Origin of the sequence: Enterococcus malodoratus ATCC 43197 (assembly GCF_000407185.1) — a bacterium.
GTDB classification, from domain to species: Bacteria; Bacillota; Bacilli; order Lactobacillales; family Enterococcaceae; genus Enterococcus_A; species Enterococcus_A malodoratus.
In genome coordinates this window covers 441,986-456,558 of sequence record NZ_KE136482.1, presented here as the reverse complement: position 1 = coordinate 456,558, position 14,573 = coordinate 441,986, and the positions used below count along the sequence as shown (strand labels likewise).

15 protein-coding genes are annotated in these 14,573 nt (G+C 38.5%); 5 read left to right on the top strand and 10 right to left on the bottom strand.

From position 1 onward, the window contains the following. Positions 1–352: 352 nt before the first annotated feature. Entirely contained in the window at positions 353–1,672 is a 1,320-nt protein-coding gene (locus tag I585_RS12045) for an IS1380 family transposase (protein ID WP_010739320.1), read from the top strand. 201 nt (positions 1,673–1,873) lie between these two features. Continuing rightward, the gene (locus tag I585_RS12040; RefSeq protein WP_010742059.1) at positions 1,874–2,755 is read left to right on the top strand and encodes a LysR family transcriptional regulator; all 882 of its coding nucleotides are present in this window, start codon (positions 1,874–1,876) and stop codon (positions 2,753–2,755) included. 170 nt (positions 2,756–2,925) lie between these two features. On the opposite strand, the gene I585_RS12035 is transcribed toward I585_RS12040, so the two are convergent. The 3 genes from I585_RS12035 to I585_RS12025 are packed head-to-tail and all read right to left on the bottom strand — an operon-like array spanning position 2,926 to position 6,973. After that, positions 2,926–3,702, bottom strand: a complete 777-nt coding sequence (locus tag I585_RS12035) for a formate/nitrite transporter family protein (RefSeq protein ID WP_010742058.1) — start codon at positions 3,700–3,702, stop codon at positions 2,926–2,928. Next, on the bottom strand, positions 3,702–5,138 hold the full coding sequence (locus I585_RS12030; RefSeq protein ID WP_010742057.1) for a 6-phospho-beta-glucosidase: 1,437 nt from the start codon (positions 5,136–5,138) through the stop codon (positions 3,702–3,704). The genes I585_RS12035 and I585_RS12030 overlap by 1 nt, the downstream gene beginning before the upstream one ends. 26 nt (positions 5,139–5,164) lie before the next feature. Next, positions 5,165–6,973 (bottom strand): beta-glucoside-specific PTS transporter subunit IIABC, encoded by a 1,809-nt coding sequence (locus I585_RS12025; protein ID WP_010742056.1) that lies wholly within the window; start codon positions 6,971–6,973, stop codon positions 5,165–5,167. A 198-nt stretch (positions 6,974–7,171) separates the two neighbouring features. Here I585_RS12025 and I585_RS12020 point away from each other — a divergent pair, with 198 nt between their 5' ends. Continuing rightward, positions 7,172–8,044 (top strand): MurR/RpiR family transcriptional regulator, encoded by an 873-nt coding sequence (locus tag I585_RS12020; RefSeq protein ID WP_010742055.1) that lies wholly within the window; start codon positions 7,172–7,174, stop codon positions 8,042–8,044. Between the two features lie 205 nt (positions 8,045–8,249). Here the strand turns inward: I585_RS12020 and I585_RS12015 are convergent, their stop codons facing one another. The 6 genes from I585_RS12015 to istA all read right to left on the bottom strand — a co-directional run bounded on the left by I585_RS12015 (position 8,250) and on the right by istA (position 12,455). Further along, positions 8,250–8,951 carry a DUF2922 family protein gene (locus tag I585_RS12015; RefSeq protein WP_010742054.1) on the bottom strand — a complete coding sequence of 234 codons (702 nt, stop codon included), beginning with the start codon at positions 8,949–8,951 and terminating at the stop codon, positions 8,250–8,252. A gap of 52 nt (positions 8,952–9,003) precedes the next feature. Continuing rightward, complete coding sequence (locus I585_RS12010; protein WP_010742053.1) at positions 9,004–9,387, bottom strand: hypothetical protein; 384 nt, start codon at positions 9,385–9,387, stop codon at positions 9,004–9,006. A gap of 275 nt (positions 9,388–9,662) precedes the next feature. Continuing rightward, positions 9,663–10,025, bottom strand: coding sequence for a MoaF-related domain-containing protein (locus I585_RS12005; RefSeq protein WP_010742052.1), 363 nt, complete (start codon positions 10,023–10,025; stop codon positions 9,663–9,665). 117 nt (positions 10,026–10,142) lie between these two features. Further along, positions 10,143–10,433, bottom strand: a complete 291-nt coding sequence (locus tag I585_RS12000) for a DUF4767 domain-containing protein (RefSeq protein ID WP_010742051.1) — start codon at positions 10,431–10,433, stop codon at positions 10,143–10,145. 23 nt (positions 10,434–10,456) lie between these two features. Beyond that, a complete protein-coding gene (gene istB / locus I585_RS11995; RefSeq protein WP_003129321.1) occupies positions 10,457–11,218 on the bottom strand; it encodes an IS21-like element helper ATPase IstB in 762 nt (253 codons plus the stop codon). A gap of 10 nt (positions 11,219–11,228) precedes the next feature. Continuing rightward, positions 11,229–12,455, bottom strand: a complete 1,227-nt coding sequence (istA, locus tag I585_RS11990; protein WP_005237732.1) for an IS21 family transposase — start codon at positions 12,453–12,455, stop codon at positions 11,229–11,231. 189 nt (positions 12,456–12,644) lie between these two features. On the opposite strand from istA, the gene I585_RS11985 reads away from it, so the two are divergent. Beyond that, a complete protein-coding gene (locus I585_RS11985) occupies positions 12,645–13,388 on the top strand; it encodes an ImmA/IrrE family metallo-endopeptidase (RefSeq protein WP_244265993.1) in 744 nt (247 codons plus the stop codon). Positions 13,389–13,490: 102 nt separating this feature from the next. Continuing rightward, complete coding sequence (locus tag I585_RS11980) at positions 13,491–14,411, top strand: DUF6414 family protein (protein ID WP_010742048.1); 921 nt, start codon at positions 13,491–13,493, stop codon at positions 14,409–14,411. On the opposite strand, the gene I585_RS23215 is transcribed toward I585_RS11980, so the two are convergent. Next, positions 14,389–14,553, bottom strand: coding sequence for a hypothetical protein (locus tag I585_RS23215; protein WP_010742047.1), 165 nt, complete (start codon positions 14,551–14,553; stop codon positions 14,389–14,391). The genes I585_RS11980 and I585_RS23215 overlap by 23 nt on opposite strands. Between the last annotated feature and the right edge of the window lie 20 nt (positions 14,554–14,573).

The following is a 14,573-nucleotide window of genomic DNA, read 5'->3' as shown; positions in this document are numbered from 1 at the left end:
AACCAACAAAAAGTGTTGCCCGCTATCAGTTTTCTTAATACCAAGTCAACCTGTGCTTTTGTTCACAATTAGTGATGGCGTTATAAGACCTTTTGTTATCGGGTATTCAGGTTCCTAATACCAGCGCTTGACATTGCATTAGAAAAAGCTGATAATTTCTAGGTTCGCAGTACATATACTCTTAGGAGGTCAGTATGGATCCTGAATAATTCATAGAATTTCTGAAACTCTATTAAAAGCTTATTAACGCACGGTTCTTCTTTTCTTTTACCGCACCCTTTGGGTGTACAAAAAGAACCCCAATCTGCTATGGTTAAAGTGTCTAAACTAAACCAAGAAAGGGGTTCTCTCAATGGCTACATTACAGGAAAAACACGTAAAATTCAACTCTAAAATGGTGGTGTCAAACACCGGTGGTAATCTTTCGTCAGATGCCGGTCTCATCTTGGTGAAGGAATTCATGAATTCGCTTGGATTTTATTCGTTCGCGAAGCAATTCCTCCACTTCAATGAGGACCGTATTTATTGGACTCATGACAACATCTCCCTGCTCGAACAGCTGCTCTTCCAGTTGATTGCCGGATATTCCGCAGATTCATCCGCCAATCTCTTGAAGGAAGATCCCATTTTTCGGTTGGTTTTGGATAAGGAAGCCATCGCCTCCCAGGCCTCGCTATCCCGCTTCTGGGACCGGATCAGCGAGGAGAACATTGCACAGTTCCAGGAACTGAACCAAGCCATGCTGGACAAGGTCCGCATGGAACGGAACAATACCCAAATGATCATCGATTTAGATTCCACACATTCGGATACGTTCGGGAATCAAGAAAAGACTGAGCACAATGCCCATTACGGCACACAGGGCTATCATCCGTTGGTAGCCTTCGATGGCCTTACGGGAGACTTTCTGAAAGCAGAACTTCGTTCTGGAAATGTGTATACGTCAAAAGGTGTAAAAGATTTTCTGGCACCGATGCTCACACATTACCGTCAAGTCCTTCCCTGCACTGATATTTTGGTCCGGGGAGACAGCGGCTTTGCGACGCCCGAGGTCTATGATACGTGTGAATCCAACGAAAGTTTCTATGTCATCCGCCTGAAATCAAATAAAGTCGTGGAAAAACTAGCGGAAACCTTTGTCCTGGTTGGGGACGACCATCCCTGGGAGGAAAGGGAAGTCCACTACTATTCCGCGTTCTATCAAGCCAATAGCTGGTCCCAAAAACGTCGAATCTGTATCAAATCGACTCGGGAATCGAATCAGCTGGTGTTCAGTCACGAGTACGTGGTCACTAATTTTCACGAGGAACTATCCGCGAAAACCATCTTCCAGATTTACCATAAACGCGGCACCATGGAGAACTTCATCAAGGAAGCAAAAAATGGGTTCTATTTCGACAAGACGGATAGCTCAAGCTTCTTGGAAAATCATGCACGGATGATGGTAAGCCTGTTGGCTTACAACCTGGTCAACTTCATGAAGACCATATGTCTACCTGAAAAGGAAGCGACATTCCAAGTCGACACATTGCGGCTCCGCCTGTTCAAGGTCGCGGGTAAATTAGTCCGCAGTGGCCGTAGATTGCTTTTACGGATGAGCTCCTCCCATGTCTATCAAGACTTGTTTTATCAGTTACTGGACAAAATCCAGCAACTCAGTTGGCAAGTGTAAAATAGCAATCAGCTTTTAAAAAGACATGGAATCACTAAGGGATTCGTGCGCCCAAAAACAGCTCCAGATTCCCTATCTTCGTTAAAAAAACAAAAGGAAATCTGTTTTCGCAAGTACAAACCGGTTGAAAAAAGAAAATTCAACTCAAATCGATGTATAAACGTTATTTTCCCAAAAAAATTAGATCTATGAATTATTCAGGTGGATAAATACGATGTAATATTAGAGGTTGTAAAAACAAGTAATATTTCTCAGGCCGCAAAGAATTTAAACTATAGCCAATCAGCGATTAGTCAAACCATTAAATCTTTTGAAAATGAGATGGGGTTCCCAATTTTTAAACGAACGAACTCTGGTGTGATGCTTTTACCAAATGCAAGTTCTGTTATAAAATCACTTGAGATTATTCATCAAGAGAACCTGCGATTACAACAGCTATCAGATGCTATGACGCAATCAGAAATTGGGACTGTCCGCATCGGAAGCTTTATTAGCTTTGCAATGACCTACCTGCCCAAAATATTAAAAGAATTTACGACAAAATATCCAAAAATCAAATTTGAGATTTTTACAGGAAATCAACAAGAAATCTATGAAAAATTAAGCCGAAATGAAATTGATGTTGCTTTCACATCGATGTATGGCATGGATGAGTTTTCTTATGAAGTTTTCTTACAAGATGAGTTTGTCGTCGTGTTGCCCTGCGATCATCCATTTGTTACCGAACCTACTATTTCCATCAATCGGATAGTCGATGAAACATATATCCTATCTGGAGAAAGATTTGATTTTGAAATTGGTAGTTTCATTCATTCCCTTGGTTTAGAACCACAATACACCTTCGAAATTTTCGATGAACTCGTGGCTTTAAAACTTATCGAAGCCGGATTTGGCATCAGTATTTTTTCGAAATTTTTTCTCGATAGCATACCTAACCATGTCAATGTCGCTATTCGGCCAATTAGTGAACACTATTATCGTTCATTAGTCATTGCTAAAAACTCAGATGTCTATTCTTCTGCAGCGTCTGATATTTTCAACCGATTTGCCACAACATGGCTCGAGAATATTGGTGAAAAATAGTAGCTTGAAACCTACTTGTTGGTTATTTAAAAGAGAGTGGAGTTTAAGAAGAGACTGACTAAAAAGTCTCTTAATTATGAAAAACAGCCTCCCAAATCTTAAAAAGAGTTGGGAGGCTGTTTTAGTGTGGAGTTTAGAAAATCCAGAATGATCATTATATGTTGGATCAGTTACCTTCTCATGTTCAGGTTTGTCGGACAAAGAACAAAATATAATGGAGCTGCCATCATCACTGATCCGCCAAGAACATTTCCGACAATTGAAAAAAGGATATTTTGAAATACTAATGAGCCGCTTAGGGCTGTTCCACCACTCATTGCTTGCATCAGAAAAAGTCCAATATTAGCAATACAGTGATCGAAACCGCATACCACAAATGTCATAATTACTACTAACATAATAAAGGTTTTGGCTAGATCTTCCTTGATTTTTAGTGCTACATAGGTCGCGATACATACAATGAAATTGCATAGGATCGACTTAATAAGTAAGCTTTCTAACGTGAAATGTTGTTTCGCTTCCACTAAATTAGCAAGGTATGGAATAATTATAGTGCTCAGTGCACGACTTCGGATGAAAAGTACACTATAAATACTGATTCCCACTGCATTTCCCAGTAAACAATTTCCCCACATTTTAAGTAAAGATGAAAGAGACTGTTTTTTGTTATAAATTGGAAAAATGGTGGTGAGACAGTTCCCCGTAAATAATTCCCCATTCAAAAAAATGATGAGTACGAACGTTAGCCCGAAGAACATTGCGAAGGCGATCTTTGCTAGATTAGGATTTATCGTAGCAATAATCCCACCCAAAGCAAGTGACAAACTCATCGCCACCCCTAAATAGATACCTGCCAAAATGGATTTAACGAAAAACTTCATTGGTGTTTTCTGAAAGAAAGTAAATTTATTTTGTCCAACCTGTAAAAGTAAAGAGTAGTCATCCATTAGTGGTACGACCCTTCTAACTCGACTGATTCGCCGTTTGTTGCAATAACTTTTTTGAACCACTCGAACGATTTTTTCTTCGATCGGTTTAAGCTACCATGCCCATCATCATCCTTGTCGACATAAATAAACCCGTACCGCTTTCGCATTTCGCCAGTACCCGCTGAAATAATATCGATTGGTCCCCAGACTGTATAGCCTAAAAGGTCAACGTGATCTTGTTCGACCGCATCCTTCAACGCCTTAATATGCTGTGCTAAATAATCAATTCGATAGTCGTCGTTAATCGTGCCATCTTTTTCGATCGTATCCAATGCTCCCATCCCATTTTCAACGATGAACAATGGAATTTGATAACGGTCATAAAGACTGTTCAATGAATTTCGCAAACCGACAGGATCGATCTGCCAGCCCCACTCCGTTGTTTCTAAAAAGGGATTCTTGCCTCCGCTAGATAGATTTCCTTCTGCCATTTCAATTTCTTCGCTGATCCCTTCAATCGCTGAAAAATAGTAACTAAAGGATAAATAGTCAACGGTTCCTTGTGCTAAAAGCGCTGCATCTCCCGGTTCGAAATCAATCGTTCCATTTAGCGACTCCGTATACGCAAGACAATTATTCGTATACTTTCCTCTAATATGAACATCCCCAAAATAATAAGTAGCCAGCATTTTTTCTCTTGCTTTAATTTGATCGTTCGGGTGGCAAGTAGCAGCATAAGTACATGGATACAACAGCATGCAACCAAATTTGAAGGATGGATTTATTTTCTTGCCTTCAATTACGGTTTTTGCGCTGGCGACCAATTGATGGTGAGCCGCTTGGAACATCGTATTCATGCGGTTTTCGTCCTCTTGATAAATAATTCCGGCCATATGCCAAGGCTGTGAAGAGATGAAAAGAGCATTGATTTCATTAAACGTGATCCAATATTTCACTTTATCTTTGTATCTTTCCATCACTGTCTGGGCATATCTGACAGCTAGATCAACTAATTTTCGATTTCGCCATGCGCCGTATTTTTCTACCAAATTCAATGGCAACTCAAAATGGTGCAGGGTTACGATTGGTTCGATCCCATAGCTCAACAGTTCATCAAACACACGATCGTAAAAAGCCAATCCTCGTTCATTCGGTTCTAAATCGTCCCCGTTTGGAAAAATCCTCGCCCATGAAATTGAGATTCTCAAACTTTTGAATCCCATCTCCGCAAAAAGCGCGATATCTTCTTCGTACCGATGGTAAAAATCTACTGCCTCATGGCTAGGATAATAGTTGTTTGCTTGAACTGTTTGATGAATCAACCGTTTTTTTCCATGCTCAGCCCCTAGTTCAACATCATTGATTGTCAATCCTTTTCCATCCTCTAAATAGGCCCCTTCATATTGGTTAGCTGCTGTAGCGCCGCCCCACAAAAAATCATCTCTTAATTTCATCACTAATTCCCTCGCTTCAAAATTTACTAAACTATCTGTATCGGCTGCTCATGCTGAATATCGATTTTTAAATTCTCAAATTTAGAGCTGTTGGTAATCACGAAGATCACTGTCGTATCATATCCGGCTGCTTGGATCTTTTCATTGTCGAAATGGATCAAAGGTTGCCCCGGATCGACTTTTTGTCCTTGTGAAACAAGACTGTCAAAGTATTCTCCAGCTAATTGAACGGTATTGATTCCAATGTGAATCAATAACTCCACACCTGACTCAGTCGTCAATCCGATCGCGTGTTTGGTAGGAAAAACCGCGGAAACGGTCCCAGCAAAAGGTGCTTTGATCAACTCTTCTGTCGGGATCACTGCGAAACCTTTTCCCATTGCGCCTGAAGAAAAAGCTGGATCATTCACCTGCTTCAGCTCTATTTTCTTCCCTTCAATCGGGGTTTCATGAATCAAGTCATAAGAGAGCTTTTCTTCGTTATCTGTAGTATTTTTTACTCCGAAAAGATAGGTCAGTAGCGTAGCACCACACAATCCTACGATTAACCCTACTACCTCAAAACCAAACCCATTGCCTAAATAAGTTGGAATAGCTAGAATACCTGGAAAAGTAAACGTCGATGCCTGAACTTGACCAAAACCTGCAATTGCTCCACCAATTCCGCTGGCTAAAAGAGCGAAATACATCGGTCTTTTCAGCTTCAGATTTACTCCATAGATTGCGGGCTCTGTAATACTAAAGATGGCTGTAATAAAGGCGGAACCTGCAATTGATTTCAATTTTTTATCTTTTGTTTTCATAAAGACACCTAAAGCCGAACCTGCCTGCGCAAAAACCGCGATACAAACAATCGGCAGCCAAGGATCTTGTCCGAATTCTGCAATGTTATTGATCATCAAGGTGATCAAGGCCCAATGAACACCGAAAATGACGATTACTTGATGAGTCGCGCCTAATATAAGACCAGCGATCATTGGAGAAAAACTATACACTGATCCTAGTACTGTTGCTAACACACTACTGACACTATTTCCAATCGGCCCCACAACTAACAAGGTAAGAGGAACCATAAGCATAATTGATAGTAACGGTGTAAAGATATTTCGGACCGATTCTGGAAAAAATTTATCAAATAATGGTTCGATGAAAGACAACAACCAAATAGCCAATAATATTGGAATGACCGACGCGGAGTAAGTTGCCGATTGGATCGGTAAACCAAAGAAATCTAAACTTTGAGCTTCTGCCATCCGTGTGATCAAATTAGGATAAATCAATGCTGCAGCGATTGTTACCGCTACAAATTGGTTGACTTTCAACTGTTTTGCTGCTGTGAAGCCGATAAATAATGGTAAGAAATAGAAAATTGCATCGGATGAAGCACTCCAAATCTGGTATGCTCCATCTGTCTCTGACAAAACATTAAAGTTGGCAGCTAAAATCAGCAACCCTTTTAAAATTCCTGAAGCAGCTAACGCACCTAAAAACGGTGTGAAAACACTTGAGACAAAAGCCAACAGACGGTTGATTAAACTTTGTTTTTCTTCATTACTATTAGCTGCCTGATCACTTGTATTTCCTTCAAATTTGGTATCTAATTGTACGATCTCCTCGAAAACTTTAGCCACTGAATTGCCTATCACGACCTGATATTGACCAGCACTTTGAACAACTGTCACTACCCCATCCAACGATTCCAGGACCGTTGTATCAGCCTTTTGTTCATCGACTAGTTTGAATCTTAAACGCGTTGCACAGTGCCAAACCTTACTGACATTCTGACTGCCTCCAACACCTCTTATTATTTGTTTTGCTAATAATTTGTAATCCATTTCTATTTCACCCCATACTTTCTGCAGGTTAGGCGCCTTAACCTAGCTTGTTTTGCTTGGTCTTACAATGTAAAATATAGTGTATTCTAAACTGTTTTCCAACAGCGTTTAATCATTTAGGAAAACCGTTTTCATTTCTAGTTGAAATCATTTACTTTTTCTGAAATGAAATTCTAATTTCGAAAGGAGGCACTATCCATGTCCATTTTAGAATTAATGAAAACCACTAAATTCACCGGGGCTGAACAATTAGTGGTAGACTACATGCAAAGTCAAAAATATGAATTAGCCGATAAGACAATAAAAGTGGCTGCTAAGGAAAGTTTTTCTTCTCCGTCAACGTTTATTCGTGTCGCAAACAAGATGGGATTTATGGGCTGGAATGATCTGAAGCTGTCTTATATCAAAGAACTTACTTACTTTGAGAGAAGTATCTCAAAAGTAGATTTAAATATTCCCTTTTCTCAAAAAGATTCAGCGTTAAGTATCGCAAATAAGATCACTGAATTAAAAAAGAATACCTTTGATGACATCGTTGAGCTCCTCTCTTACAAAGAGTTGACCAAAGCAGTAGACTATTTGAATAAACAAAAACACTTTACGATATTTGCCAGCAGCGTAAATCTTCTGCTGGCAGAGGAATTTCAATTTAAAATGAGACGCTTAATGTACTCTGTAACCATCAGCAACGTTGAAGGTGAGCACATCTATGATGTCTTAAATATGCCGCAAGATTCTTGCGCTTTGCTGATTTCTTATACGGGAAGCAGTTCAAAGATGCAGGAAGTCACTGAGGTATTGAAGATTAGAAATATCCCGATCATTGCCATTACCAGCTTTTCTGAAAATATTTTGTCGCAAAATGCGGACGCCATTTTATATATGGCAACACGGGAGCGTCTTTATTCGAAGGTTGGTCATTATTCGACTAACACTTCTGTCGTCCATTTATTAGACATCCTTTATTCGGCGCTGTTTGCTAAAAACTTTGAACAAAACATGGAACATATTATCAAAACATCGAAGATTGCGGATATTCGTAGTGCTACTTCTTTAACGATGGAAGAGTAAAGTTATGATATGTATTAGATTATAAAAAATCTGAATTGAATTCTCTAAAATGATGTTTATCACAATTCTATCCTTTTCTCTTTTTAACCCGACAAATAGCCCGCTGTTTTAGCGGGCTAAAAAATCTCACTATAGAAGATGGTTAATCACTCCTTCCGCCTCATACCAACGTTGGATTTCATGATGAGAGGAAGGAGTTTATCAGTTATTTTCGACTTCGAATGCGATCCAGCAGCCGCTTTCGAAGGCGCTTCGGTTTCTCTGGCGGTGATTGAGTGATCTCTGAGGTATCAAGCGGCACCTGCTCTTGCTCAATCTTCTCTGTGACGATCAATCTTGCCGGAACTGATTGGTCATCGACCACCACATTTATCAGTGAAGTATGCGGCGGCATACATGCTAGGATCAGGCTAAATGCTTGGTTCTCATCCAGCTTCCACGGATTGATTCCTTTCGGCAGTTCGATGGTTTGAATCAGTACATCTGGTTCTGGTCTCTCTTCCAAGATAGTCAAATCTTGCGGAATCCGGATATTCTCAAGGCTCTCCATTGGTTCCACGGGTTCTGTTTGCGGCGGCAGAGCCTCTGGTTTTTTCGGCAGCGGTTTTGTCTGAGTCTGGCCCATCGCCGCCTCCATCATTCTAGTCAGCGGGTCCTTGGCTTTTTTCTTTGCCTTCTTTCGGTCGTCAAAAATCGGTTCAACGATTTTCTCCCGCACAGTTGCATGCAGCACCTCCTTAAATAAGCCGACACCGTCCTTTTCAAACAGATCGAGCTTAGTTAATTTTGTCAAAGATGCTTTGATTTCTTCAGCCGTTTTTGTCGGATCGAAGTTCTTTAGTTGAAGATGCTGGGATTTGCCATTACTGTTTGCAAATTCCGCATCTAGCGTGATTGTTTTTATCATTTCATTCATTCCCTTTCTTTTTTTGTTTTTAGCCTCCTTTCTCGCTACGTGGTCATGATTCCGCTAATCCTGTCAAGGGTCTTTTAATTACTTGTGTATATAATTGCTCAAGCTTTTCAGCGATAAATGTTTGTGTTGGAAATAATTTGATTGATAATAATTGCCAGTCCTTTTTCCCAAAGTATTCGCCAAAATAAAGATAATAGCGGCGCATCGCAGCTGTCGAACGCGTTTTTAGAAAAATATGCTGAACCAAGGCCCGCAGGACATTTGAAAAATCCGCATCACACAATTCTTCTCTTACTTGAAGTGCGATCAACATTTCGATGGTGGCCTTTCCATCTGTTGTCTCATAGTAAAATGTACGGATACGTTTCTCCAATGTTCGACGGGATAATTTGAATAATTGCTGTCTGCTTAGTCCATGTTCCTTCAAAAGACTTCCTCCTTTCGGGCTAATTTTTAATCATTATTATCTAAGATATCTACACCAACAAAATACCCCTTTTGTCACGGCTTTTACACACCATTTAATTAATAATAAATTAATCATAATGATTTTCAGAGGCTGATTGTGATGCTATCAGGCTTTAATCCATCATAAAATAATGAAAACCTTTTCAAAAAATGTTGATTCTGTAGTTCAAAAAACGCCCTTTAAGTTAGAATCAACTTAAAGAGCGCACTTCATAAGTATTTTTATATCGTTGATTATTCCGATGCTGTGTCCGACTGACCATCGTCTAGGACAAATTGAAAGGTCCCTTCATGGGTAAATGGTCTGCGTCCACCACGATAACTGTCATCTGTGAAGGTCATGAAGCTCTTTACAAACTCATTCTTAGTATCAATGGTATAAGAGACGCAAAGTCCGGATTCCTCGACCCAATCAACGGAATAAATCCCGCCAGGATACTCCTCAATATGGATCTTTTCGACATCAGTCGCCCCTTCGTCTTCTTTGCGAATCGAGGTCCAACGCAACTGTTTTTCCTCTAAAAAATCAATGCGAAATTGCAGCCCTGAATCGAATTTAATGATCGCTGTTTTACCTTCTAATGGATGTTGTTTCATACATGCACCTGCCTAAAATCAATTATTTGAGTACACCACTCATAGTCAGCATACAGGGTTTAGCAGCGGATATCAATCGAAAAAGTAAACGCATACAGGAATTTGCTTTCCCGATTTTTATTCTGCTGGATTTCCGGCCGCGATGGTTTGAAAACCAGAATTTAAGGCCTCATTTTCTGTCAGATTAAAATGCAAAGCCTTATCAGGCATTCCTTGATTCTGCATTGAAACTAACACTACTGGCTGATTGCCTCTGAATCCAAAGAAATAGATATGTCTGCCAGCCGATGGGTTCGGAGTCGTTTGCGCATCGGAATAAACCGAGACGATACTATATTCTGATGCCGACTCCCCCGAATCAGACCATTCAGTGTCAAGGGCCATAATAAAATGTTGGTTTTGGGCCATTGAAATTGTAGGTAGTTTTCTCTTTATCGTTTCGTTTCTTTTCCTTTCGTTTCACTATAACTTTTCATTCGATAGGAAGGTCCTGTAATTTGAATAATTTTAGAATGATGGACCAATCGGTCCAATAAAGCATTAGTCAATTTCTTATTACCAAAAATTTCGGACCATTGAGACAGAGGAATATTCGTTGTAATAATCGTTGATTTTCTTTCGTATCGCATATTAATTAGTTGAAACAGTAAGTTAGATCCTTCTTTTGAGAAGGGGAGATACCCGACTTCATCAATAATTAATACAGAATAGCTCGCATATTTTTTGAGCATGGTATCACTTGTCCCACGTTTATGTGCCCGGATAAGTCGATTAACCAGTTCTGTACTAGTGATAAATAAACAGCTCTGCCCTCTATCAATACACTCTAAACCAATTGAAACGGCTAAATGGGTTTTTCCAACACCGCTATTTCCAATGAATAAAAGGTTGTCATACGTGTCTAAAAAGCGTAATGTCACTAAATCTTGAATTTCACTTTTTTTGATTTTGGGTTGAAAATCAAAGTTAAAATCATGAAGGCGTTTATGATAGGGAAACATTGCCCGTTTTAAAATTTTTCTTTGGGTCTCCTTTCTACGATAGCTAATTTCTTGATGTGTTAATTCAAATAAAGAATCAACTAGAGATTGTTCATTTTTAGCTACTTCATCTAAATGGGCAGGTAAAATTTCTTTGATACAGGTAAGATTTAAATCTGATAATTGATTTAATAACTGATGGTAATTTGACATATGAGCCTCCTTATAATTCATCGTAAGCATCTAAATTTTCTTCTACAAAGCGCTCCAACTCTTCGTCTTCTAAGTATTTGAAGACATCAGATCGAAGAATCTCAAGAGAGTCATCACGTTGATAATTTAAGGTTTTTTTGCTTAATGGGTGCGAGCGAATACATTGATGGCCATACCAAATGAATAGACTGTCCTTACGGACATCTAAAGTTACCTCTTTACCAATATATTTCACGGGAACAGAATACTTTGAGTTTTGATATTGGACCATGGATTCAATGGAAACTTTTCTAATTACGTGTTGGGTTCTAGAAACATATCTGACTAATTCTAAACGATTGAAAGGACGCAACACCGATTGTTCATCTATAAGAAGCTTAGAGGGATGATTATTCACTGCTTGAGAACGTTCATTATTTAAGTCATTCATAAACTCATAGACGATTCGTTTTAGCTCCTGCTCATTTTCAAACTCGTAGTTAAAGACCATTAAGCGGTTAACAGTACGAGCTAAAGCTTCAACTTTGCCTTTGGTTTGTGGACGAAAAGGGCGACAAGCAATCGGATTGAATCCAGCATCTTTAGCAAATTGACGAAATTTTTCGTTAAAAACGGTTTGACTAAATTGGCTTTTACTTCTATCAACAACTGTTTTCATATTGTCAAACCAAATTTCTTGAGGAACACCATTCCCGCAGTACTCAAACGCATTGACCAAACAATTGAAGACATTCGCTTGGGTTCGATCAAAGGTTACCTCTAAGTATTTCATGCGAGAATAGCCTAGAATATATAGAAAAAGATTGAAGTAAAAGACTTCACCATGTTTACTCACCATCTTAATATTTTCTTTCCAATCGACTTGAGCAGAAAGACCTGGCGTCGTTTCAATTCGAATGGTTGCTTTTTTTACACGCTTTTCTCGATAGTTCCGACAATATCGTTTGACGGTGGTATAGCCACCTTGATATCCTTTTTTCTTAATAAAATAATAAATTGAAGAAGCGGAACAGCTTAACTCCATTTTATCTTTAATAATTTCTTCAAAACCGCTTAATAAAAGAGGAGCAGAAGATTGTCTCTTTTTGATCTGTTCTACTTCCCCTTTAGTTCCAGCTTCATAGTAACGCTTGACTGTTCGGTAATCACAATTATATTGCTTGGCCATGGCTGCATAGTTAGGTTGAATATCGTTCATAATGTGTCGTAAGACTCCTTCTAAGACATCTTTTCGCATGAGTCACTCTCCTTGAATGGTTTCATGAAAAAGAATATCAGATTTTAAATCTAACCTACATTTTCGATGGCCCTTTTCCTACATTTTATCGTGGCCCTTTACAATAAACTTCGTTATGATGACATAATTAATTATTTCCGAATCAATTTTAATATACACTTTGCTTTTTTTGAAGCCGATCCAACAGAATTGTACGGTGACGAAGGATGGCCCGAGACTCAGCCTGACAGCTCTTGGATTAAATACAAAGATACTATTCAAGGCGCTGATTTTTGCTTTTTAGATTCAGAAATTGTTGATCGAATTTCTGGTGTCACTATTCCTGAAGGCAACCGCACTCTTATCTTAATTAATCAGGATCGGGTTTATCCTAGAATCATTTTTACAATTTTGCATGAACTATGTCACTTTTATTTTCATATAAGAGATAAAGACAAGAAACAAGCATTCGTTTCGCTAACAAATGACCAGATTGACGGTCAATACTCTGAGGAACTAATTCCTTTTGAGAACGAAGCGAATATTATCGGTTCTATCCTTTTTTGCCCAGGAGAACGTCTTGAATACATGTTAGCTAAAAAATATACATTTAAGGACATGTGCCGAAATACTGGTATGAGTGAGCCGGCTATGCATAATAGGTTACTTAATTATATTGAGCATGCATTGAGATTACCTTTTCGATTAGCTTTAAATTATGTATTGAAATTCCGATCCGAAGATCCCAAAACACGTCAAATCCTTAGATATAAGGTTAAACAGCAAATTGATCAACGAGCTGCAAACAAAGAAACTGAAACTTTAATCAAAATTCAATCCGCATATGTTGACAAGTTAAAGGGCAGTAGTTTTTGGGGAGAGATTGTTGAGGAATTAGGTTTTTCTGATGACCAAGTACCCAATTCTGAAGACGATGATTTTCCGAATATATAAAAAAAACACGATCCCTACCCCGCCAAGAGATGTGATCGTGCAAAATAGGTTACTCATGATTTTGAAAAATTCAAATATTTTAATTTTAAAGGAGTTTGTATGATGAAAGAATTTGTGTATTTAGATACAGAATTGGTAAATTCTTGTTTAGCTCAACTCAACGAAGGGCTTCTAACCAAATTAACTGTTAGTAAAGCAGAACAAAAAGAAAATGAAGAGGAAGGTGGCAATCAAATAACTAAAACTGTCGGAGGATCTTTGGGAGTTGAAGGCCTCGTAAAAGGTAACGGAGATTATTCCAATACTGAATTTGATAAATTTAAAATTGTTTTCTCTGAGGCAAATACAGAATTAGTTGATACAATTTTAGATGATTACTCTTTAGATGTACTTGTTGACAAACTAGGTTCAGAACGCTTATTGACTTCAGAGTCAGTTTGGTCTGAAGGAGATTTCATCTCTATAAAGGATAATTTCTATGTATATAATTTCGAAATATTGGAAAGCATTACGCGAGACGAATCAGTGAGCTTAGTCATGCTCGAGGATGAAGAACTTATTGAAGCAGAGACAGAACTAAAAACATTAACTTCTTCAAAAGCGCTTAGGAATAAACACTCTGAAAGAATTAAAGTCTTGAAAAAATTCATTAAATCCAAGAGTTCTAAAGATACCTTTAATTTGGTCAATCGTTTTGCAGCCTTTGGGCAACTTCTATACCCAGACTCTATACTTATAAGAATAGACGACACTTTATCTATTTTAGACAAGAAGAATTTGCGAGTGAACTCCCCTACTCTTTCTGCGATGGGGCAAACTAAAAGGCCTTTAAAAATGATTGGCATTGTAATGTCAAAGAGAAATAAGAACATTATTCCCGAAGAAGGAGTCCAATTGGAATCTGACATAATCGCTTCATCGACACATTCCATATTTACTGAAATAATTTTAGATTCGTATAACCTATTAGAAGATGATGGATACTTCGTTCGACCTATAGCTATTTTTTTCGATTTGGAATAAATCTATTTAAGCGGGAATCAACTCTTTTTTTAGAGATATTAAAACTGATAGAACTATTTTCGATTTCCTTACTAAATTGCTTCCGCCTCGATAAGTTTTTTTTATGTAATTTTTCATACTCAATTTCTACTTCTTTATTCATAAAAAACACCACCCGAAAAA